The sequence below is a fragment of the Halomonas sp. PBN3 genome (genome assembly GCF_000475415.1).
GTDB lineage: Bacteria > Pseudomonadota > Gammaproteobacteria > Pseudomonadales > Halomonadaceae > Halomonas > Halomonas shengliensis.
The window spans coordinates 82,217-99,565 of record NZ_AXCA01000158.1; the positions used below are offsets into that span (position 1 = coordinate 82,217).

Genomic DNA, 17,349 nt, shown 5'->3' on the forward strand with positions numbered 1-17,349 from the left:
GCGAAGACGGCCACCCCAGGGTGGCCGTCTTCGCGTGGCAGGCTGGATCGACGCCGTCAGCAGTCACCGATACGTCGGCCGGTTACCTCGGTGTTCATCACCATCTCGCCCATCTGCGGCGACTGCACCGTGACCGTCACCTCGCCCTCGGTGGTCTCGCCGAGGAAGTCCATATGGCCGACGATGTCCGCCTGGCCGCCCTCGGCCGCGCACATCATCCGGTAGTCCATGCCGTCGACGGAGACGCTGTGCTCGAGCAGCTCGCAACCCTCCTCCGCCTCGATCATCTGGAAGTCGGGGTCGTCGAGGTCACCCTGGGCGATGCACTCGCGGGTGGTCTCGGTCTGGTCGGGAATCGGCAGGTCGCCAGCCACCGAGGTGGTGCTGGTGAACTCCCACTCCCCCGGCACGATGTTGGGGGTCTCGGCCTGGGCGGCGAGGGGCAGCGCCAGCAGCAGGCCGGCGGCGATGGCGGGGAAGGACGTGGTGCGCAAGGACATGGGACTCTCCCTGTGGTGGATTCGTCACCAGCATAGCCGAGAGCCGCCGCCCGGACACCTCGCCACGCGATCCTCGCGCCCGCCCCGTAAACCTCTTGCATTCGCGCACTTAGCTCGTTACCATACGCGCCGTTCTGACGCGAAAGGCGAGCCGCCCGGGCGTGAGAACCACATTGCGGAGGGGTGTCCGAGTGGTCGAAGGAGCACGCCTGGAAAGTGTGTAAGTCGAAAGGCTTCGAGGGTTCGAATCCCTCCCCCTCCGCCACCGAATTATGAAGGCGAGTCAACCACTTAGGTCGGCTCGCCTTCTTCGTTTCTGGCCGCTGGGAGCGGGTTTGGGAACAGTCCTGGGAACGGCTACAGCTCGAGCTGCTTCTCGATGAGCGCGGGGATGTCCGGGCCGTCGCTGCGTATCCACTTGCCGTAGCGGCGCTGGATCATAGTGATGGTGGCGTGGCCGACGTGGCCGGCGATCCAGTGCAGCGGCACGACGCCCAGGGAGAGCAGCTGGCTGATGAAGGTATGCCGGCACTGGTTGGGCCCGCGATAGCGGACGCCCGCCTTCTTGAGGTGGGTCTTCCAGAAGCGCTCACGGATGGCGTTCTCGTAGAACGGCTGGTTGTTCCTGGAGTTGAGGAACACCAGGCGCAGCTTCTCCTTGCGCACGGTGCGGTTATCGCGGTCGACGACCTCATAGACGCGCGCCGGCAGCTTGCCGGTGAGAGCGTATTGCTCCTGGAGCGCTTCGCGGGCCGGCTTGAGCAGGTGGTGAACGCGCGTGGAGCGCTTGGTCTTCGTCACCTTGAAGCGGCTGCGCACCACCGCGCGGCGGTAGCGGATGATCCCCTTCTCGACATCGAGCACGTCCTCCCATGCCAGGGCCTGCGCCTCGGAGATCCTGGGCCCATCGAAGAGCGCGAACTTGATGAGGTTGAGCTCTTGCACGCGCTTCGTGGGCGCCTCGAGGATCTTGGCGATCTCGCTGCGGGTGAAGGGATCGGGGTCTTCGTCATCCGGCAGACGGATGGTGATGCCGTGGGTTGGGTCGAAGATCGTCTTGTTGCGGGTGGCGTAGAGCCGGAAGGTCTGGCGCATGATGCTGACGATCTCCTTGATCGTCTTGTTGGCCAGGCGCTTCGCGAGGTCGTTCTGAATCCAGTCCTGGAGCTCGATATGGTCGATGCTCTCGGCCTGCACCTCGCCCCACTTGGGGCGCACATGCGTCTCGGCCTTCGACTTGATCCCGCGGAAGCTGGAGAACGCCAGCTCGTTCTCCTTGATGGCGAGCCAGAGGTCCAGGTAGTACCCGAACTGGTTCTTGTGCAGGCGCGGCGACTCGGGGAAATGGCGGGCATAGTCGAAGGTGCCCGACTCGATCTCGTAGTTGATGATGGTGGCCAGGCGCTTCGCGTGGGCGATGTTCTTGTCGCTGGCCGTACCGGGCAAGCGCTCGCGGCACAGCTCGCCCTGCCACCGGAAGTACACGCGCACGGTGTTTCCGCGCACCTCGACGCCGTTTGCCATGGTGCCTCCTGATGCCTGTAAGGGCATACAGTCTAAGACAATCCACGACAAACGGCAGCCTGCTAGGCGCTTGCGCGGTGACGAGCACGCCAGCGATAGAAGCGCTGCTGGATGCCCTTGAAGGTGCGGGCGGCTTCGGGGTGGTGATCCAGCTCGGCGCGGCTCTGGATGCGGCAGGCCGCGCACAGCCAGTCGCGGGCATCCTGCTCGCTGTGGGTGCCGTCCGGCAGCTGCGCCTCGCTGAGGCCATGCTTGTAGCGCCGGCGCTTGTCCAGGTAGAGGCAGAACTCGGCATCCTGGCAGAGGATGCCGGCCTGCCGGGCGACCTGCCCGCCCTTGGGCGTCTCGGTCACGATCTTCCCTCCTGTCATGCGTTCGAACACGCCCCTCACCGGCTCTTGGTGCAGGCAGCTTCCCGCGGGCGCGGTGTAGGTCGGCTGGTGGCTACTCATCGGCGAGCTCTTCGTCCTCAGTGGCCTCCATGCTCGCCAGGGTCCTGCGCAGCTCTTCGACCTGGGCGCGCAGGCCGAGGACTTCCCGGGCGAGGCTATAGGCGGTGCGGCCGTCCGCCAGATCGGTGGCCGCGTCGTGGGTCTCGAAGTTGTTCACGGCTGTGGCTCCTTGGCGGCGGTGGCGAGCTGCTCGAAGACGCCGGCCAGACGGCAGCTGGGGAACAGCAGGGTTACGGCCTGGTCGCTCATGCGCCAAACCTGCTTGGCATCGAGCAGTGCCTGGTGGCAGCGCTGTACCTGGGCGGCATGGTGGATGCGCTCGCCGGCCTGGGCGTCGCGCAGAAAGGCGCGGGCGAGCTCGATGTTGGGTTCGCCCAGGCTCAGGGCCCCGAGGGCCCTGATGATGGCGTAGTCGCGCGGGTCGATGGCGGTAGCGGTGTCGGTCATGCCTGCGGTCCTCGCTCGAGTTGCTTGAGGGCCTTGCGCGCGGCGGAGGCGAAGGCCTTGCGGTGGCTGGTCTTCTCGGCCTGGGTGGCATTGAGGCGGACCAGGGCGCCGGCGCAGAGCTCCATGGCCTGAGCCGGGCTGTCCTCGGCCAGGCGGTTGAGCGAGATACTGGCGTCCTGGGCGCTGGTGTTGAGCAGCGCGCTGATGCGGTCGATCTTGGCGGGGTGCATGGTGGTGCTCCTTAGAAGTGGCTGCGCTCGGGCGCCTCGGCGCCCGGCTGCTGGATGACGTGGATCTGGGTGACGCGCGGCGCGAAGTGGCTGGCCACGCCGACGCCGGCCTGGAACATCACGCCCAGGGCGAAGCCGAGGGCGATCAGGCGCAGATAGACGCGGGTGCTGGGCTTAACGTGCATTGGGCTGGTCCTTCACCCACTTCCCGAATTGCGTCTCCTTCGGGCCGATGAAGTACAGGCACTTATCGCCATGGAGGGCGCCAGAGCACGCGAGCCGCCGAGGTACGCACGGAAGCCCCTCTTTCTCTTCGAATGGAAACTCGACGCACGCCTTTTCTTGCCCGTTGCTCGCAGAAAGTGTCCTGGCTTTGTTTGAATCAGACGCCCGGATGCCAATAACGCGGTCGTCAGGGATGCCCCACATGACGACCTTGTCACCGACTCCAAGCCCAGCCTTTTTCAACTCGGAAAGCGGGATGTAGAGGATGATTGAGCGCCTGCCAGTTGATGGACGCTGCATAGCGGAAATGGCAATCTGGAAAGTAGCCTTCCGCCGCCCAGCCTTGGGACGCTGCTTGCTCTTCTGCTCGTCGAACTTGATAACCTGGTTAAACATTGCTCTCTCCTGGTTGTCGTGCCGCCTACGCCATTGGCGGCTGTTTGCCCTGCTGGGCGGTTAACGGTGGCGGAGATGCTTCGCCTGTTGTTCACGAATGCCCTGGCACTCGATGCAGGTGGTGGCCCAGGGCGCGGCGTTGCGGCGCGGCGCCGGGATCTCGGTGCCGCAGTCTTCGCATTCGGGGTTGGTGGCCGGAGCGCTGGGTAGCAAGCGGCTGGCCAGGCTGCCCTCGAGGCGAAGCTCCATCAGCTCGTTGGCGATATCGGCGTTGTCGGCCATGGCTCAGCCCTCCCCGCCGGTTTCGATCAGCCAGAAGCGCTGCATCAGGCGGTCGCCGTCATCCAGGTACTCGTGCAGCTCGCGGCCGGTGAAGGTCGCCCACTCGATGACAACCAGGGCGGCGTCCTGGAGATCCCGGTCGATCACGCGCAGGCGGGTGAGCTCCAGCGGCCACTCGGGGCCGTTATAGATGGCGAGCAGAAGGCGGCGGCAGTGGTGGCTCTGGCCGCTGTCGCCCTGGGCGACTTGTGCCAGGCGGCTCAGGGCCGTTGGGCCGAGTTGCTCGACCCGGGCCAGACGCTGCTCGGCATCTGCCTCGGCGGCTTGCATGGCCTCCAGGGCCTGGCGGCTACGCTCGTTGAGGCGCTGGGTAAGGTTGGGCATGGTCATGAGGCGCTCCTTGCGGGTTGCGGGGCTTGTTGGGCGCGGCGGCTGCTGGGGTGCGGCAGCCGTGCCAGGGAGATGCCGAGCTTGCGGGCGATATGGTCGAGCCCGGCATCGGTGAACTCGGTGCGGCCGTAGTGCGTCCAGCCGCAAATGGGGTGCCAGTAGGTGCCGGTGGCCACCACCACCAGGTTGACGCGGCCGCGATAGGGGCCGGCCGGCAGGTTGTCGGCGCCCAGCACGCCGGCCTCGCGCAGCTGGCGGGCCAGGGTGTTGCGGCCGAGGTTGAGCAGCGGGGCGGCCTGATCGAGGGTGTAGGTGCGGTGGCTCATGGCGGTCTCCTTCAGGCTTGGAAGATCCAGCACTTGACGCTTGCGTTGCCGAGACGGATCTGGCTGCGCACGGTGCGGTTGGCGTCGACGAACTTGCGGGTCTTGCTGCCGCGCAGGTAGCGCTTGAGCTCGCGCATGTCGGGCACGCGCAGCTTGTAGTCGGCGCACTTGCGCTCGAAGTCCTTGAGGTTGATGGCGATCTGCTCGGCACGCTTGCCGTAGTGGTTGAGCAGGGGCTCCTCGCTGAGCCCTTCCAGGAACTCGAAGGTCTCCCAGAACTCGGCGACCATGGGGTGGTCGGCGTTGATGGCCTGCTGGCGTTCGCGGGCCATCTGCCACACCTGGCCGCAGGCGAGGTCGATGGTCTGGGCGTTGAACAGGCCCAGCCCCTCGGGCCCCAGGCACTCCACCAGGGCGGCCAGCTGGCCGTGGCACTTGGCGATGCGCAGCACCTTGATCTCTTCGTCCTGGGCGAGGCGGTTGGCGTACTCGCGGCCCTTGGCGGTGACGTGCTCGAGCAGCGCCGCCTCGCGGGTGGCCACGTCCAGGGCGAACTGGCTGACGTGCTCAATCTCGGCCTTCTCGAGGGCCTCGGCGAGCTCTTTGGTCTGGTGGTTCTGGCCTTCGCGGGTGAAGTGCAGGTGGCAGATGCGGGTCTGGATGGCCTCGCCGGCCTGCACCGCGGCGTTCTGGCTGATGACGATGGCGCCCCGGAACGGCGGCTCATAGGTGTCGTTGCCGCTGTTCTTCACGCCCCGGGCGCGGATGCTGCGGCCGTTGAAGGCGGTCTTGAGTTCGTCCCAGTCGAACTGCTTCTGCTTGGCGCCGCCCTCTTGCTCGCGGTCGGACTCGATCAGCACCACGGGCAGGTTGGAGACCTGGGCGAAGTTGCGCGCCCGGGCCGGCATGGTCGCCTTGGAAGGGTCGAAGCCCTCGTAGTCGCGGCGGCCCACCAGCTTCCACAGGAACTCGATCAGGGTGGACTTGCCGGCGCCGGCCTCGCCGACGATCTCCAGGAACGGGAAGCTGCCCATCTCGGCGCGCAGCTGCTCGGCGAGCAGGCTGCCCAGCCAGAACGCCAGGGCGACCACGCCGCGGCTGCCGAAGGCGCCGAACAGCTGGCGGGTCCAGTCGGTGCGGTACTCCTTGCGCTCGGGGTTGAGGTGGAGGGTGACCGACTGGCTCAGGGTCTTGAGGTGGCGGCGCGGTCCGAGCTCGAAGTAATCCTCGCTGTTGATCTTGATCAGCTTGCCGCCGGCCACGGCCAGGTCGCCGAACACGTAGGCGCCGTGCTCCTTGCTGTAGCCGATGAAGTCGATGGTCTCGACCGTCTTGATGTTGCCGATCTGGTCCTGGAGGAGCGTGTCGAGCTGCTGGCTGGTGCCCGTCCACACGGCGCCCGGGGCCACGCCGAGCAGGCGCTTCTTGAACTCGCTGGCACTGGCCAGCTGGCCGCCGCTGAAGGTGTTCTTCACCGGCGCCTGGCCGGCGGGGAACTCGACGCGGTAGTAGTACCAGCTCTCGTCGGTGACCGGGTTGGCCTGGTAGTAGAGCGCCGTGGGGAAGCAGGTGCAGATGCGCTTCACGCTGCCGGCCTGCTCCAGCGCCGCCTCGCGCAGCGCCGGGTTGAGCTGCTGCTGGTCGCCGCCATCCTCGCCCTCGGCACGCACGGCGCGGTCGAAGGCGTCCATGTCGAGCTTCCACCACCACAGCTGGGCGCGGTACTCGAACCAGAACTCGCGCCGCTCGGTGCGCTTGTACATGATCAGCGCCTTGGCCATGGGGCTCTCGGCCAGCAGCAAAGCGCCGTGGTAGCGGTAGGTTTCCAGGTGCTTGTCGGTGAGCTCGCCGCGCTGGTGGGCGTCGTTCCAGTCGGCGCGGCCGCCGCCGGGGATCTGCGCCGCGCGGCACTCCCAGCCAGCGGCGCGGGCGCGCTCCACATGCTTGAGGGTGCCCTTCTGCCCGGCGCGGTTGCTGTCCAGCGCCCAGACCAGGGTGGGCCGCGAGGTGCCGGCCTGGCGGGCGGCATCCGCCAGCTGCTCGAGGGCGGCCTCGGGGTAGTTGGTGCAGCTCATCGCCGAAACGGCGGCCTTGCCGTGGTGGTAGAGCGCGATGGCATCGAAGATGCCCTCCACGATCCACACCTCGCCGGCCTCGACGAGATCCTCGGGGGAGAGCGCCGGCGGGCACCACCACTGGCCTTTGTAGCGGCCCACGAAGTTGGCCTTCTGCTTGCCGAAGCGCTCGGGGTTATCCAGCAGGCGCTCCCAGTAGGCGCCGCCGGGGAGTTGGAAGCGCACGGTGGCGGTGCCGCCGATGTTGGGCTTCCAGTAGCTCTCCTGGGTGTACCAGCCGTGGATGCGCTCCAGCTCGAAGCCGCGGCCATCGCGCAGGTAACCGTCGGCGACCGGAGTCTTGCTGGCGGGCGCCTGGCTTGCCGGCTGATCGGCGTGCGGCGCGTAGCGCTCGCTCCACGACTGGAACAGCTCGGGGAACAGCTCCTTGACGTGGATCTGCGCGCCGCAGTTGTTCTCGCGCCCGCACTTCAGCATCCACGGCGCCTCGGCGGCGATGTATGCCTCGCGCTTGCCGCAGTCGGGGCACTGCACCTTCTGCAGGTACGGCCCACGCTCTTCGGCGCGGTAGTCGCGCATCAGGCGCGCGAGGATGTCCTGGCGCAGCGATGGATTCACGCTGTGCCTCCTATTCCGTGGAGTGAAAGGGTTACTGCGAGAGGGCGGCAGGCTCGGCGTTGACCACACGCGCCCTGCCCTGGCCGCGGGCCTGCTCTAGCAGGTGCAGCAGGTCATCGGTGGTGAAGGCGATGGCGCGGCCGTTCAGGGTGCGCAGCACCACCACATGCGCGGTGGTGGCATCGGCGTCGATATGAGCCAGCTGGCTGACACTGGACGTCTCGGCGTAGGCCTGGATGGCCTGCACCTCGGCGGTGCGCTGGCTGGCCCCGGTGGCTTCCATCAGGTAGGCGGTCAGCCCCTCGATGGCGGCGACCCGATCCAGGCGGTGGCCATGGCGGAACATCCACTGGATGGCGAGGTTGTGCGGGTCCAGCTGGTGAACGGCGGCACGCGGGGCGATCTGGGTGGCGGCGTTGATCATCATGGCGATCTCCTCAGTGGTTATTGATCTCTTCGAGCCAGCTGCTGCGGGCGCCTGGGTCCAGCGGGATGCGCAGCTCACGGCGAGGACAGCGGCTTGCATTGGTGGTGGTGGCGAACTCGATCAGGAGCTTGCCGCCCCAGCCGCACTCGGGGTTCACGCACTGGGCGTACACCTCGTAGAACACGGGGCTCGGGCGCTTGCTGGTGCGTGTGATGGCGCGCTCGTCGCAGTGGGGGCAGGTGATCCTCACCGGGGGTCTCCTTTCACTTCGTAGAGGGCGCGGCCGCGGCCAGTGAGGCCCTGGGCGCCGCGGCGGATGCGCCGGCGCAGCAGCCATTCGGCGGCCTGCTCGAGGTTCTCCAGCCCCTGCTGCTCGCGCACGGCCTCGAGGACGGCCTTGGCTTGCTGGTCGAGATCCAACGGTTGTTCCGGCATGCGTGACCTCGGATGCACGGTGGAAATGGGGGCGGCGCTCAGCCGGCGTGGGAGGCGACACTGCCTTCCAGGGCGGCGGGGTCGATGCCGAGCACGTCGCGGGCTTCCTTCATCAGCATCTGGCGCATCACCTCGGCCTTGGGCACGCCCAGGTAGTTGGCCAGCGCGGTGATGACGTCGCTCTCGTACTGGTCGAGGTAGACGGTGGCCTTGGTGCGGATGCGTTTCGGGTCCTGGTACATGGCGGGTTTCCTTATGCAGCAAGACGGAGCGGTGAGTTACAGCAGCGGCATCTGGTCGGGCTGGCGGCCTACCAGGGCAAGATCGGGAAGCGGCTTGCCGATCAGGCGGTACAGGTCGCGCAGCTCGCCGACGAGCACGGACTGCTGGAAGGCGTTGCGGCAGCGCATCAGGTCGCGGGTGATAGCGGTGATCTGGCGAGAGAACGCCAAGCGCTCCTTCTGGGGCACGTGGCCGAAGAAGCCCTGCTTGCGAATGGCGGGCAGCACCTCGCCGCACACCCAGTTGGCGAAGGACACGGCCTGGGGCTTGTTGGAGCGGAAGGTGGTCCGGTACACGGCCGCCTCAGAGATGAAATATGTCTCCTTGGTGCCGAAGCTGGTCCGGAGATACAGGACCACCTTCCAGGTTTCGGGCAGGTTTCGGAGACCAGCTCCGCCTTTCCAGGTGATACCGAGCGCGTCGAAGACGTCCTTGGCGCAGAACCAGGCTTCGCCCTTGTCGTCGGTGGCGGTGCGCACCTCGGCCTCGTGGAAGAGGAAGGGGGTGGCGAGCGGCTGCATGTCGGTGATGGCGTTCATGGTGGGCTCCTGGTGGCGATCAGCTGGCGTTGAGGGTGTCGTCGGCGTAGCCCTGCATGCCGCGCAGCATGAGCATGCGCAGGGTGCCGGAGAGGCTGCGCATCTCCTGCTCGGCGATGGCCTTGAGCTGCTCGCGTTCTTCGGGGGTGATCTGGGTCATCACCTGCTGGTTGCAGCCGTTGGGGCTGCGGGTGTAGGCGATGCCCGGTGTGCGAATGGTGTCTTTCAAGCTCATGGGGTAGGCTTCCTTTGTGTAATTACTGACAAGGGGCGATGCGATGGGGCACCAATTGTTTCCCAAGCTGGGCGAGGTGCAGGGCGACAACTTCAGCAACCTGCTCTATGCGGTGGCGGCGAATATCGAAGACACCCTGCTGCTGGCCGGCGCCACGCCCGGCGAGGACTACACCCGGCTGGACCTGCTGCGCCTGGCCGAGCCCTACGTGCGCGAGCGGCACCGCGATGCGGTAGCGCGCGGCGGCGCGGGGCTGGGCATTCACTGGCCGGCGGATGTGGTACATGGCAAGGCTCCTTAGCGGCCGTCATAGAGGCGGGCGAGCTTGCGCTGGCGGAAGTGCTCGGCCAGGTGTTCGCGCAGGCTGACCAGGGCGTCCTCGATGGCGTCTTCGTCGCGGCCTTGGGCCACCAGGGCGACGGCCAGCTCGGCGACGGCGCGGTCGGTGTGCTCGTCTTCCGCCGCCTCGATGCGAGCCAGCGGGTTGTCGCCGCGCAGCGCTGGCGAGGCGTAGGCCAGCACCGCCTCGCGCATGGCGGGGGTGCAGCAGGCGAGATCGACCACGATGCCGCGCATTTCGATCAGCTCCTGCTCGGCGTCGCGCAGCGCCTGGCGGCGGTGGGCCATCGCGGTGGCGGTGAAGGTGTCGGTCATGGCGGGCTCCTTTGGCTCGTTTCGGATTAACGCTTATTGCTTTGTGGATTCATTTGAGTCGAAGCATGGAATCAAACGGATTGCCTGTCAAGGGCAAAAGTGACCTTTATGGATTCAATAGGATCAAGGCTTCGTGAAGAGCGTGATCGTCTTGGTTTCACACAGACCGAAATGGGCGAGATTGCTGGCGTTACGAAGAACACTCAGCGCCTGTATGAAACCGATCAGCGAAGCCCGAAAGCGGACTACCTGGTTGCGCTTGATGCGACCGGCGTTGATGTTGGATATGTGTTGACCGGGCGCCGCCAGGAATCCACTGGCCGGCCGCCGGCGGCCTATCGGGTGGATGACGGCGCCCCGCTTCCGGCAGCCGCCGGCCCCGGTCCGGGCATGGCCGCGGTGGCGCTGTATGACGTGGAGGGCGCGGCCGGCGATGGCCGCTCGCTGGAGGGCGAGCGAGTAGAGGGCGAGCTCTACTTTCCCGAGGCGCAGCTGGCCGCCCTGGGCGTGAGCCCCGGCCAGGTGGCGGGAGTAAAGGTGCGCGGCGATTCGATGGAGGGCACGCTCGACGACGGCGACTGGGTGCTGGTGGACCTGGCCAACCGCGACCCTCGCCGTTCCGGGGTGTTCCTGCTGTGGCAGAGCGGCGAGCGCCGCATCAAGCGGGTGCAGCGCCTGCCCGGCGGCGCGCTGCAGCTGATCAGCGATAACACGCACTACCCGCCGGAGATGATCCGGCCCGAGGATATGCGCGACGTGGAGATCCTCGGGCGCTGCGAGGTCAGGATCGGGCGGGTGTCGTGAGGCAGGCGGCAGCAGACCGCCATTCGACCAGCCCCGGGCGGGGCATCAGTACGCAAGGAGGGAATATGGAGGGATTCAACTTCAACTTCTGGCTCGTCATTGGCCTGATGGTCGCGTTCTTCGCGTTCAGGGCCTGGCGCAACGAAACCCGCGGTAAGAAAAAGGCATCGGGGTCGCTGGTGGTGCCGCCTGGTGTTCACCATGTCCAGATCGACTACATGGATCAGCGCGGCAAGATGACCACCCGCGAGATTACGGCGCATCGGCATCGTGGCGGCAAGGTCTACGCCTATTGCCACCTTCGGCACGGTGAGCGCACCTTCCTGGTCGAGAACATCATCGGCCCGGTGACGGACATGGAGACCGGCGAGCTTCTGGACGCCGAGGCCTGGGCGGAGAGCCTGTAGCCCATGCAACTGACCTACCTTGGCCCGCTGTGTGCGGGCCTTTCTCATCCGGTAGCGGCGGAGATCGACGCCGAGCGTTTCCCGGCGAGCTGCTATGCCGTTGAGGTGTGCGATGGCGCCGGGGTGGCCGGGCCGATCATCGAGGGCGACCTGCTGGTGGTGGATGAGGCACGGCCGGTGCAGCACGCGGACCTGGTGGTGATGGAGACGGCCGAGGGGCTGCGGCTGTTCCGCAGCCACCGCATCGGCGGCAGCTTCCGCCTGGTACCGGCCAGCGGCGGCGAGGGACAGCGCGCACGGCCGGAGACGTGCCGGGGCGTGGTGGTAAGGCAGGCGCGGGTGTGTGCGGCGTAAGGAGAGGACGATGATTCAGCTTGATGAGCAGGTGACGGGCGCTGCCTTGATGCGCTTCTTGCGCGAGCGCGGAGTGCCGGATGCTTGCCCGATGTGCGGCGCTGGCCATATGAGCCTTTCGGTGCATGACCCGGCGGGCGTGCTGGAAGACGAGGCGCCGGCGGTGCGGGTGATCCATGTGATGGATGACGGCTCCCGCCGGGGCTACGGCGAGTTCCTGCGGGTGTGTCCGCGCTGCGGGTTCATCCACTATATTCGCGACATCGAGGTATTGGCATTCCTGGAGGAAGGGGGCGAGAATGGCGGTTAAGAAAGTCACCGATTTGAGGCCGCTGGATGGCGGCGGGGAGCCACCGGATATGGAACAGCGCTTGAGGCACTTGGAGCAGGAAGTTCACACCATTCGCGAGACCATGGCGACCCGGCAGGATCTGGCGGGCGAGGCCGGCAGCCTGCGCACTGAGCTGTACAAGGCGCTCAACGCCCAGACCTGGAAGATCATCGGGCTGATGGGCGTGATGACGGGCTTGTTCACGGTGATCGTGAAGTGGTTGTGAGCGCCTGACCCCGCCCTGCCCTATTGCGCCCCGGCCATGTGCCGGGGCGCTTGCGTTATGAGGTGGCGCCTCAGCTGCCCTGAATCTCGAGGGTGATGCCGCCGGTGTAGGCGGTGTCGGTGAGTTCGTGGGTGACCTCGGTGATCAGCCAGGGGCGGGCGTCGATCTCGGCCTTGAAGCCCTGTAGGCGAACGGGGGTTTCGGGGTAGAGGTCGGGCCGGCCTTCGGCGAGGGTGAGCGAGCACTCGGCGCCACCGCGCTGGAGGCGCTGCCATTCGCTCTTGGCGGCGGTGACGGCGTCGTCGCGGGTGGCGTAGGTGTGGCGCAGGCGCTTGAGGTTCTCGTCGCTGCCGGCGATGACCTCGGCGCGCTCGGCGGCGTCGGGGTCGTGCCAGTAGGCGAGCACGCCGGTGAAGGCTTCGCGGTCGGCCTCCACGTAGCGGTGGCTGTCGCCGACGTTGCGGCTCAGGGTGACCGGCGGGATGGGTTGGCCGCTGGCGGTGGCGGCCTGGCCGGCGGGCATGAACAGCAGGTTGCCGGCCTTGATGGTGGCGATGGCATCAAACTGCTCGGCCAGGCGGGTGAGGAAGTGCAGGTCGCTCTCGTCGGTCTGGTCGATGTGCTCGAGATAGACGCCCTGGAGCGTGGCGCCGATGGCGGGCTCGAGCCCATGGCGGCCGGCGATGGTGGTGACGATGTCGGCCAGGGTGAGTTCGTGCCAGCTCTGCGAGCGCTTGCCGGGGAGCCGCTGACGCATGTCGGCGCTGCGGGCGCGGATGGTGAGCGCATCGGGGGCGCCGGCGTGCTCGACCTCGTCGACGATGAAGGTGCCGCGCTCGACCAGGCCCTGCTCGGCCCAGCCCAGGGCGAGGGTGAGCTCGGCGCCGTGGCGTGGCAGGGCCAGGCGGCCGTCGTGGTCGGCGAGGGTGATATCGAGCTGGTCGGCCTCGAGGCCGCGGCGATCGGTGAGGCGCAGGCGCATGAGGCGGCCTTCGAGCTCGGGGCTGATGACCTGGCCGGCGAGGGTGAGGCGGTAGCTGGGGCGGCGCGCGGGGCGGCCCTGGTAGGCGGTGGGGATCATGCGAGCAGCCCCGTGGCGGCGCGCACCAGGGCGCCGTTCAGGCTGCCGAGCAGGTCGGCGCGGCGGTCGTCGACCCGTTGCAGGGTGAGGCTGAAGGCGATGCGCTGGGCGCTGCCGTCGCGCATCTGGTGGCTCTTGGTCTCTTGCAGGCTCTCGATCACGAACAGGCCGTAGTAGGTGCCGTTTCCCTCGATCAGTGGCCAGGCGGCGCCCTCGTCGGCCATGGCGCGCAGCTGGTCGAGGTTCTGCTGGCCGCCGGTGAAGTGCGGCAGCAGGGTGCCGGTGAGGGTGATGGTGTCATCCCCCGGGCCGAGGAACTGGCGCGCGGGGCGCTGCCCTACCCTGCCCTGGCCATCGTGGCGCCAGTTGGCCTGGCGCTGGAGCTCCTGGTACGGCGCGGTACCCAGGGCGAAGACGAACATGCCGTAGGCCATCATCATGGCGGTGGCTCCTTGTGTGGCGAGCGTCAGTCGATGTCGTGGAAGGCGCTGCGCCGGCGGGCGGCGGCGTCGCGCTCGGCGGCGGCCAGGGCGCGCTGCACCTCGGCGGCCACGCGCTGGGCCAGGGCCTGCTCGTCCATGCCGGGGGCGGCGTGAACATGGATGTCGCCGATGGTAACGCTGCTGCTTCCGCCGCTTGGCGCGGTGAGCGGCGGGCGGGCGTCGAAGGCGGGCATGCCCAGCGGGGCGCCCTGCCCGGCGGGGGCACCGCTGGCCGCGGCGGCGGCGCCCAGGGCGAGCCCGGCCTGCTGCAGGCGGCGGGTGAAGGCGCCCATCTCGCGCAGGGGCTGGTCTTCGCCGCGCTCGATGCCGGCCTGGTAGCCCTGCATGGTGTTGACGCCGAACTCGGCGAACACCTTGGAGGGCGAGTTGATGCCGAGCTTGTCCTTGAACCAGTTGGTCACCGCGCCGGCGGTGGCGCCGATCTTGTCCTTGAGCAGCTGCCACTTCTCGTCGATGCCGTTGATCAGGCCGTCGAGCAGGTTGGCGCCGAAGCCGGCGAACACCCTGGAGGGGCTGGCGATGCCGAGCTTCTCCTTGAACCAGCCGGTGATGCCGCTGGCCATGCCGCTGATCTTCTCGCGCAGGGCCTGCCACTTGGCGTCGATGCCGCCGATCAGGCCGTCGATCAGGCTGACGCCAAGTGCGGAAAAATCGGCGATGGCATTGGGAATGAAGTTGATGATGCCGGCCAGCGCCTCGCCGAAAAGGCGGCCGGCGTTGGTCGCGGCTTCCAGGCTTTCGCTGGTGGATTCCACTGGTGCAAGCAGCTTGGTGACCCACCCCCACACAGTGCCCATCGCCGATGCGATGCCATCCCATATCGGCTTGAGCGGAGAAAGCACCGCCTTAATCGTTGCTAGAGCAGGCGCAAGCGAAGTCAGTAGAGGCGAAAGGCCATCCCTGATCCCTTGGCCCAAGCCGGCGAAGAACGCCTTGATGGGCTTCCAGTACTTGATGACCAGCGCTGCCGACATCGCTATGGCGGTGATGCCGGCGACGACCCATCCCAGCGGCGTGGCAGCGAAGGCGATGCCGAGCGCCTTTACGGCGCCAGTGACGATGGGCAGGGTGCTGGCAAACGATGACAGGGCGCCGATGGCCTTGCCCACGCCCACCGCGAAGCTGACCACGCTGAGGATGGCCTTGCCGGCGAACAGCCCGCCGACGACGAAGGCGAGGTTGTCGAAGCCGCCCACGGCGGCGGCGGCCTTGGTGGTGAGGTCGCCCAGGGTGGCGGCGAAGGTGGCCACCCCGCGGCCCAGCTGGAGGATGGTGGGCACGGCGGCCTTGAGGCGCTCGCCGAAGGTGCGGGCGAAGGCCTTGACCTGCTCGCGATTTTCACGCATCCAGCCGGAGAACTCTTTCATCAGGTCGGTGATGGCGGGCATCAGCTCGGCGCCGATGGTGTTCTTCATGCCCTGGAGGCTGAGCCCGGCGTCGAGCATGGCGTCCTTGAAGGCCTCGGAGCCGGCGGCGGCGTCGTCGCCGAGCGCGAAGCCGACGCGCCGGGCGTCGCGGGCGTACTGGTCGAGCCCTGCGCTGCCGTCCTTGAGCATGTTGATCATGGCCACGCCCTCACGCCCGAAGAACTGGGCGGCCAGGGCGACGCGGTCGCTGTGGTTTTCCACCTTGGCGAGCTCGTCGGCCACCACGCGCAGCGACTGGGCCGGGGTGAGCTCGGCGAGTTTGTTGGCATCGAGGCCGAGCTGCTCGTAGGCCTTGGCGGCGGCACCACCGCCCTGGCGGGCCTCGCCGAGGCGTTTGACGAAGCGCTCGGTTGAGCTGTCGAGCTTCTGGGTGCTGACGCCGGAGCGCTCGGCGGCGTAGCGCAGCTCCTGGAGCTCCTGGGTGCTGATACCGATCTTGGCCGAGGTCTTGGCGACGTCGTCGCCGAGGGTGGCGGTGGAGTTGGCGATGCCGAAGATGCCGCCGGCGGCGGCGCCGGCGGCGAACAGGGTGCGCCGGCCGAGGCGGCCGATCTCGCCGGCCATGTTGTTGAAGCGGCCGCTGACGTTGGCATCGGTGAGGCGCCGCATGGCGTCGCGCTGGCGGTTGAGGCGCTCGGTGGCCTCGCGGGCCTGGCGGGCGAGGCGCTCCTGCTGCTGGGCGAGCCCACGGGTGCCGTCCTCGGCGCGGGGCAGGCCGCGGGAGAGTTCGCGCACGCGGTCGCGCTGTTCGCGGTATTCGGTGTTGAGCTTGTCGACCTCGCGCTGGGCGCGCTCCTGCTGCTGGGTGAGGCGCCGGGTGGGGCCGGTGGCGTTCTTCAGCTCCTGGCTGACGCGGTCGAGCTCGGCGCGTTTCTCGCGCAGGGCGTTGCGGGTCTCGAGGCTCTGGCGCGACATGTCGCGGAAGGCGCTGATGCGCTTCTGCTGGTCGTTGAAGCCACGCAGCTCGTCGCGGGTTTCCCTCATGGCGCGGCCGACGGCGCGGCTGCCCTGGAGGATCTTCTTGAGGGGGCCGGTGGCCTTGTTGATGGCCTTGAGGGTGACGGAAAGATTCAGATCCTTGGCCATGCCGGCTCCTGGTTATCGGCCGCGCCGCGCTTGCTTGGGCGGCTCGAGGCGTTGGCGGGCGCGTTCTCGCCAGTCGGCGAGCTCTTCGAGGGGCATGGGGTCCATCTCGGCGGGGCCCCAGTGGAACACCATGGCCAGGTCGGCCATGGCGTCCTCGACGCGGTTGGGCAGGCTCAGGTCTCGGCTTCTGCCTTCATGCGCTTGGGTAGCAAAAAATTGGCCACCACGTTGCCCAGCTGGACGAGGTCGGCGGGGTCCATGTCGCGCAGCTCGGCTTCGGAGAGGGCGGGCTCGGTGATGCGAGGCAGCACGCGGGTGAGTGCCTGGACGTCCATGTTGAGCACGTCGGCCAGGGCCACGCCGCGCAGGGCGCCGCTCTTGGGCTTGCGGACGTGGATCTCGGTGACGGTGGTCTTGCCGCGGGCGAGCGGGGTATCCAGCTCGACGGTTTCGGTGGCGACGCGGGGCAGCTCGGCGACCGGGGTTTCGGCGGCGTTCTGGGTCATGGGGTTCTCTCCTGGAGTAGGGGTGGCGGCCCCGGTGGGGCCGCCCGGTTGGGTGTGGGCTTACAGGCGCGCTCTTTACAGACCGAGGGCTTGGCGACGCTCGGCGAGGCGGTCGACGCCGCGCACGCGGAAGACGTTGCCGGGGATGTCGATCTCGATGATCTCCTCGCCGTTGACCACCAGCTTGTAGTAGGTGCAGGTGGTGGTGACCTCGATGGTGTTGTTGCCGCCGCCTTCGACCTCGCCCATGGCGATGGTCTTGTGGCGGCCACGCACGGTGACCTCGACGGGGATGACCTCGGCGGTTTCGTCGCTCTCGTAGGAGCCGGCGAAGCGCAGCAGGTTGGCGTCGTGCACGGAGGTGCCGTACTCGGTGAAGATCTCGGCGATGATGCCGCCGGCGGTCCAGGCGAACTCGATGATCTCCTGGCCGTGGTCGATCTCGACGGCGCCATCCATGCCGCCGCCGCGGTATTCCTCCACGGCGCGGGCGAGCTCGGGCAGGGTGAGGCCGGGGATCTGCCCCTGCCAGTTGTTGCCGTCGCCGAAGAGGTTGAAGTCTTTCAGCTTGCGGGGGAGTGCCATAA

31 protein-coding genes, 1 tRNA gene and 1 pseudogene are annotated in these 17,349 nt (G+C 67.8%); 8 read left to right on the forward strand and 25 right to left on the reverse strand.

From position 1 onward, the window contains the following. Window positions 1-56: 56 nt before the first annotated feature. Window positions 57-500, reverse strand: a complete 444-nt coding sequence (locus tag Q673_RS28095; protein WP_023006039.1) for a DUF3617 domain-containing protein — start codon at window positions 498-500, stop codon at window positions 57-59. A gap of 177 nt (window positions 501-677) precedes the next feature. On the opposite strand from Q673_RS28095, the gene Q673_RS28100 reads away from it, so the two are divergent. Continuing rightward, window positions 678-765, forward strand: a tRNA-Ser gene (locus tag Q673_RS28100). Window positions 766-857: 92 nt separating this feature from the next. Here Q673_RS28100 and Q673_RS28105 read toward each other — a convergent pair. The 17 genes from Q673_RS28105 to Q673_RS28160 all read right to left on the reverse strand — a co-directional run bounded on the left by Q673_RS28105 (window position 858) and on the right by Q673_RS28160 (window position 9,383). Then, window positions 858-2,024, reverse strand: coding sequence for an Arm DNA-binding domain-containing protein (locus Q673_RS28105; RefSeq protein WP_023006040.1), 1,167 nt, complete (start codon window positions 2,022-2,024; stop codon window positions 858-860). A 62-nt stretch (window positions 2,025-2,086) separates the two neighbouring features. After that, entirely contained in the window at window positions 2,087-2,377 is a 291-nt protein-coding gene (locus tag Q673_RS28110) for a hypothetical protein (protein WP_023006041.1), read from the reverse strand. Window positions 2,378-2,468: 91 nt separating this feature from the next. Beyond that, window positions 2,469-2,633 (reverse strand): hypothetical protein, encoded by a 165-nt coding sequence (locus Q673_RS36725; RefSeq protein WP_023006042.1) that lies wholly within the window; start codon window positions 2,631-2,633, stop codon window positions 2,469-2,471. After that, on the reverse strand, window positions 2,630-2,923 hold the full coding sequence (locus Q673_RS28115; RefSeq protein ID WP_023006043.1) for a hypothetical protein: 294 nt from the start codon (window positions 2,921-2,923) through the stop codon (window positions 2,630-2,632). The genes Q673_RS36725 and Q673_RS28115 overlap by 4 nt, the downstream gene beginning before the upstream one ends. Next, window positions 2,920-3,153, reverse strand: a complete 234-nt coding sequence (locus tag Q673_RS28120) for a hypothetical protein (protein ID WP_023006044.1) — start codon at window positions 3,151-3,153, stop codon at window positions 2,920-2,922. The genes Q673_RS28115 and Q673_RS28120 overlap by 4 nt, the downstream gene beginning before the upstream one ends. An 11-nt stretch (window positions 3,154-3,164) precedes the next feature. Further along, window positions 3,165-3,338, reverse strand: a complete 174-nt coding sequence (locus tag Q673_RS36730; RefSeq protein ID WP_023006045.1) for a hypothetical protein — start codon at window positions 3,336-3,338, stop codon at window positions 3,165-3,167. Then, window positions 3,328-3,774 (reverse strand): hypothetical protein, encoded by a 447-nt coding sequence (locus Q673_RS28125; protein ID WP_023006046.1) that lies wholly within the window; start codon window positions 3,772-3,774, stop codon window positions 3,328-3,330. Before Q673_RS28125 ends, Q673_RS36730 begins: the two co-directional genes overlap by 11 nt. A gap of 60 nt (window positions 3,775-3,834) precedes the next feature. Continuing rightward, window positions 3,835-4,056, reverse strand: coding sequence for a TraR/DksA C4-type zinc finger protein (locus Q673_RS28130; protein ID WP_023006047.1), 222 nt, complete (start codon window positions 4,054-4,056; stop codon window positions 3,835-3,837). Window positions 4,057-4,059: 3 nt separating this feature from the next. After that, a complete protein-coding gene (locus Q673_RS0118385; protein ID WP_023006048.1) occupies window positions 4,060-4,446 on the reverse strand; it encodes a DUF7673 family protein in 387 nt (128 codons plus the stop codon). Continuing rightward, the gene (locus Q673_RS35570; RefSeq protein WP_023006049.1) at window positions 4,443-4,772 is read right to left on the reverse strand and encodes a phage antirepressor KilAC domain-containing protein; all 330 of its coding nucleotides are present in this window, start codon (window positions 4,770-4,772) and stop codon (window positions 4,443-4,445) included. Before Q673_RS35570 ends, Q673_RS0118385 begins: the two co-directional genes overlap by 4 nt. A gap of 11 nt (window positions 4,773-4,783) precedes the next feature. After that, entirely contained in the window at window positions 4,784-7,465 is a 2,682-nt protein-coding gene (locus tag Q673_RS28135; protein ID WP_023006050.1) for a toprim domain-containing protein, read from the reverse strand. Window positions 7,466-7,496: 31 nt separating this feature from the next. Continuing rightward, entirely contained in the window at window positions 7,497-7,892 is a 396-nt protein-coding gene (locus Q673_RS28140) for a hypothetical protein (protein WP_023006051.1), read from the reverse strand. A 10-nt stretch (window positions 7,893-7,902) separates the two neighbouring features. Next, entirely contained in the window at window positions 7,903-8,142 is a 240-nt protein-coding gene (locus Q673_RS28145; RefSeq protein WP_023006052.1) for an ogr/Delta-like zinc finger family protein, read from the reverse strand. Further along, on the reverse strand, window positions 8,139-8,327 hold the full coding sequence (locus Q673_RS28150) for a hypothetical protein (protein WP_031218148.1): 189 nt from the start codon (window positions 8,325-8,327) through the stop codon (window positions 8,139-8,141). The genes Q673_RS28145 and Q673_RS28150 overlap by 4 nt, the downstream gene beginning before the upstream one ends. Window positions 8,328-8,365: 38 nt before the next feature. Continuing rightward, window positions 8,366-8,569, reverse strand: coding sequence for a hypothetical protein (locus Q673_RS28155; RefSeq protein ID WP_023006054.1), 204 nt, complete (start codon window positions 8,567-8,569; stop codon window positions 8,366-8,368). A gap of 36 nt (window positions 8,570-8,605) precedes the next feature. Next, window positions 8,606-9,148 carry a BRO-N domain-containing protein gene (locus tag Q673_RS35575; protein ID WP_023006055.1) on the reverse strand — a complete coding sequence of 181 codons (543 nt, stop codon included), beginning with the start codon at window positions 9,146-9,148 and terminating at the stop codon, window positions 8,606-8,608. Window positions 9,149-9,167: 19 nt separating this feature from the next. Continuing rightward, window positions 9,168-9,383: a hypothetical protein gene (locus tag Q673_RS28160; RefSeq protein WP_023006056.1), complete on the reverse strand. Its 216-nt coding sequence runs from the start codon at window positions 9,381-9,383 to the stop codon at window positions 9,168-9,170. A gap of 43 nt (window positions 9,384-9,426) precedes the next feature. On the opposite strand from Q673_RS28160, the gene Q673_RS28165 reads away from it, so the two are divergent. Continuing rightward, a complete protein-coding gene (locus Q673_RS28165) occupies window positions 9,427-9,684 on the forward strand; it encodes a hypothetical protein (RefSeq protein WP_023006057.1) in 258 nt (85 codons plus the stop codon). On the opposite strand, the gene Q673_RS28170 is transcribed toward Q673_RS28165, so the two are convergent. Next, window positions 9,681-10,037 (reverse strand): hypothetical protein, encoded by a 357-nt coding sequence (locus tag Q673_RS28170; RefSeq protein ID WP_023006058.1) that lies wholly within the window; start codon window positions 10,035-10,037, stop codon window positions 9,681-9,683. The two genes, Q673_RS28165 and Q673_RS28170, sit on opposite strands and share 4 nt — an antisense overlap. A 108-nt stretch (window positions 10,038-10,145) precedes the next feature. On the opposite strand from Q673_RS28170, the pseudogene Q673_RS37225 reads away from it, so the two are divergent. From Q673_RS37225 to Q673_RS28195, 6 genes and pseudogenes are all read left to right on the forward strand, one after another. Further along, window positions 10,146-10,292, forward strand: a pseudogene (locus Q673_RS37225) (helix-turn-helix domain-containing protein); the annotation flags it as partial. A gap of 36 nt (window positions 10,293-10,328) precedes the next feature. Then, window positions 10,329-10,841 carry a S24 family peptidase gene (locus Q673_RS35580; RefSeq protein WP_235048508.1) on the forward strand — a complete coding sequence of 171 codons (513 nt, stop codon included), beginning with the start codon at window positions 10,329-10,331 and terminating at the stop codon, window positions 10,839-10,841. A gap of 65 nt (window positions 10,842-10,906) precedes the next feature. Next, a complete protein-coding gene (locus Q673_RS28180; RefSeq protein ID WP_023006060.1) occupies window positions 10,907-11,248 on the forward strand; it encodes a hypothetical protein in 342 nt (113 codons plus the stop codon). Between the two features lie 3 nt (window positions 11,249-11,251). Beyond that, entirely contained in the window at window positions 11,252-11,602 is a 351-nt protein-coding gene (locus Q673_RS28185; protein ID WP_023006061.1) for a hypothetical protein, read from the forward strand. Window positions 11,603-11,612: 10 nt separating this feature from the next. Further along, window positions 11,613-11,912, forward strand: coding sequence for a hypothetical protein (locus tag Q673_RS28190; RefSeq protein WP_023006062.1), 300 nt, complete (start codon window positions 11,613-11,615; stop codon window positions 11,910-11,912). After that, window positions 11,902-12,159 (forward strand): hypothetical protein, encoded by a 258-nt coding sequence (locus Q673_RS28195; protein ID WP_023006063.1) that lies wholly within the window; start codon window positions 11,902-11,904, stop codon window positions 12,157-12,159. The genes Q673_RS28190 and Q673_RS28195 overlap by 11 nt, the downstream gene beginning before the upstream one ends. 70 nt (window positions 12,160-12,229) lie before the next feature. Here the strand turns inward: Q673_RS28195 and Q673_RS28200 are convergent, their stop codons facing one another. The 6 genes from Q673_RS28200 to Q673_RS28220 all read right to left on the reverse strand — a co-directional run bounded on the left by Q673_RS28200 (window position 12,230) and on the right by Q673_RS28220 (window position 17,347). Beyond that, on the reverse strand, window positions 12,230-13,240 hold the full coding sequence (locus Q673_RS28200) for a phage late control D family protein (RefSeq protein WP_023006064.1): 1,011 nt from the start codon (window positions 13,238-13,240) through the stop codon (window positions 12,230-12,232). Beyond that, the gene (locus Q673_RS28205; RefSeq protein ID WP_023006065.1) at window positions 13,237-13,680 is read right to left on the reverse strand and encodes a phage tail protein; all 444 of its coding nucleotides are present in this window, start codon (window positions 13,678-13,680) and stop codon (window positions 13,237-13,239) included. The genes Q673_RS28200 and Q673_RS28205 overlap by 4 nt, the downstream gene beginning before the upstream one ends. 26 nt (window positions 13,681-13,706) lie before the next feature. Continuing rightward, window positions 13,707-16,256 (reverse strand): hypothetical protein, encoded by a 2,550-nt coding sequence (locus Q673_RS35585; RefSeq protein WP_023006066.1) that lies wholly within the window; start codon window positions 16,254-16,256, stop codon window positions 13,707-13,709. A gap of 12 nt (window positions 16,257-16,268) precedes the next feature. After that, window positions 16,269-16,403 (reverse strand): GpE family phage tail protein, encoded by a 135-nt coding sequence (locus Q673_RS36020; RefSeq protein ID WP_023006067.1) that lies wholly within the window; start codon window positions 16,401-16,403, stop codon window positions 16,269-16,271. Window positions 16,404-16,429: 26 nt separating this feature from the next. After that, complete coding sequence (locus tag Q673_RS28215; protein WP_023006068.1) at window positions 16,430-16,762, reverse strand: phage tail assembly protein; 333 nt, start codon at window positions 16,760-16,762, stop codon at window positions 16,430-16,432. 75 nt (window positions 16,763-16,837) lie between these two features. After that, entirely contained in the window at window positions 16,838-17,347 is a 510-nt protein-coding gene (locus Q673_RS28220) for a phage major tail tube protein (RefSeq protein ID WP_023006069.1), read from the reverse strand. Between the last annotated feature and the right edge of the window lie 2 nt (window positions 17,348-17,349).

Coding starts and splice junctions, on each gene's coding strand:
- Q673_RS28095 (WP_023006039.1), bottom strand. CDS start 500: ATGTCCTTGCGCACCACGTCCTTCCCCGCCATCGCCGCCGGCCTGCTG.
- Q673_RS28105 (WP_023006040.1), bottom strand. CDS start 2,024: ATGGCAAACGGCGTCGAGGTGCGCGGAAACACCGTGCGCGTGTACTTC.
- Q673_RS28115 (WP_023006043.1), bottom strand. CDS start 2,923: ATGACCGACACCGCTACCGCCATCGACCCGCGCGACTACGCCATCATC.
- Q673_RS28120 (WP_023006044.1), bottom strand. CDS start 3,153: ATGCACCCCGCCAAGATCGACCGCATCAGCGCGCTGCTCAACACCAGC.
- Q673_RS36730 (WP_023006045.1), bottom strand. CDS start 3,338: ATGCACGTTAAGCCCAGCACCCGCGTCTATCTGCGCCTGATCGCCCTC.
- Q673_RS28125 (WP_023006046.1), bottom strand. CDS start 3,774: ATGTTTAACCAGGTTATCAAGTTCGACGAGCAGAAGAGCAAGCAGCGT.
- Q673_RS28130 (WP_023006047.1), bottom strand. CDS start 4,056: ATGGCCGACAACGCCGATATCGCCAACGAGCTGATGGAGCTTCGCCTC.
- Q673_RS0118385 (WP_023006048.1), bottom strand. CDS start 4,446: ATGACCATGCCCAACCTTACCCAGCGCCTCAACGAGCGTAGCCGCCAG.
- Q673_RS35570 (WP_023006049.1), bottom strand. CDS start 4,772: ATGAGCCACCGCACCTACACCCTCGATCAGGCCGCCCCGCTGCTCAAC.
- Q673_RS28140 (WP_023006051.1), bottom strand. CDS start 7,892: ATGATGATCAACGCCGCCACCCAGATCGCCCCGCGTGCCGCCGTTCAC.
- Q673_RS28150 (WP_031218148.1), bottom strand. CDS start 8,327: ATGCCGGAACAACCGTTGGATCTCGACCAGCAAGCCAAGGCCGTCCTC.
- Q673_RS28155 (WP_023006054.1), bottom strand. CDS start 8,569: ATGTACCAGGACCCGAAACGCATCCGCACCAAGGCCACCGTCTACCTC.
- Q673_RS35575 (WP_023006055.1), bottom strand. CDS start 9,148: ATGAACGCCATCACCGACATGCAGCCGCTCGCCACCCCCTTCCTCTTC.
- Q673_RS28160 (WP_023006056.1), bottom strand. CDS start 9,383: ATGAGCTTGAAAGACACCATTCGCACACCGGGCATCGCCTACACCCGC.
- Q673_RS28165 (WP_023006057.1), top strand. CDS start 9,427: ATGGGGCACCAATTGTTTCCCAAGCTGGGCGAGGTGCAGGGCGACAAC.
- Q673_RS28170 (WP_023006058.1), bottom strand. CDS start 10,037: ATGACCGACACCTTCACCGCCACCGCGATGGCCCACCGCCGCCAGGCG.
- Q673_RS28180 (WP_023006060.1), top strand. CDS start 10,907: ATGGAGGGATTCAACTTCAACTTCTGGCTCGTCATTGGCCTGATGGTC.
- Q673_RS28185 (WP_023006061.1), top strand. CDS start 11,252: ATGCAACTGACCTACCTTGGCCCGCTGTGTGCGGGCCTTTCTCATCCG.
- Q673_RS28190 (WP_023006062.1), top strand. CDS start 11,613: ATGATTCAGCTTGATGAGCAGGTGACGGGCGCTGCCTTGATGCGCTTC.
- Q673_RS28195 (WP_023006063.1), top strand. CDS start 11,902: ATGGCGGTTAAGAAAGTCACCGATTTGAGGCCGCTGGATGGCGGCGGG.
- Q673_RS28200 (WP_023006064.1), bottom strand. CDS start 13,240: ATGATCCCCACCGCCTACCAGGGCCGCCCCGCGCGCCGCCCCAGCTAC.
- Q673_RS28205 (WP_023006065.1), bottom strand. CDS start 13,680: ATGATGATGGCCTACGGCATGTTCGTCTTCGCCCTGGGTACCGCGCCG.
- Q673_RS35585 (WP_023006066.1), bottom strand. CDS start 16,256: ATGGCCAAGGATCTGAATCTTTCCGTCACCCTCAAGGCCATCAACAAG.
- Q673_RS36020 (WP_023006067.1), bottom strand. CDS start 16,403: ATGGCCGACCTGGCCATGGTGTTCCACTGGGGCCCCGCCGAGATGGAC.
- Q673_RS28215 (WP_023006068.1), bottom strand. CDS start 16,762: ATGACCCAGAACGCCGCCGAAACCCCGGTCGCCGAGCTGCCCCGCGTC.
- Q673_RS28220 (WP_023006069.1), bottom strand. CDS start 17,347: ATGGCACTCCCCCGCAAGCTGAAAGACTTCAACCTCTTCGGCGACGGC.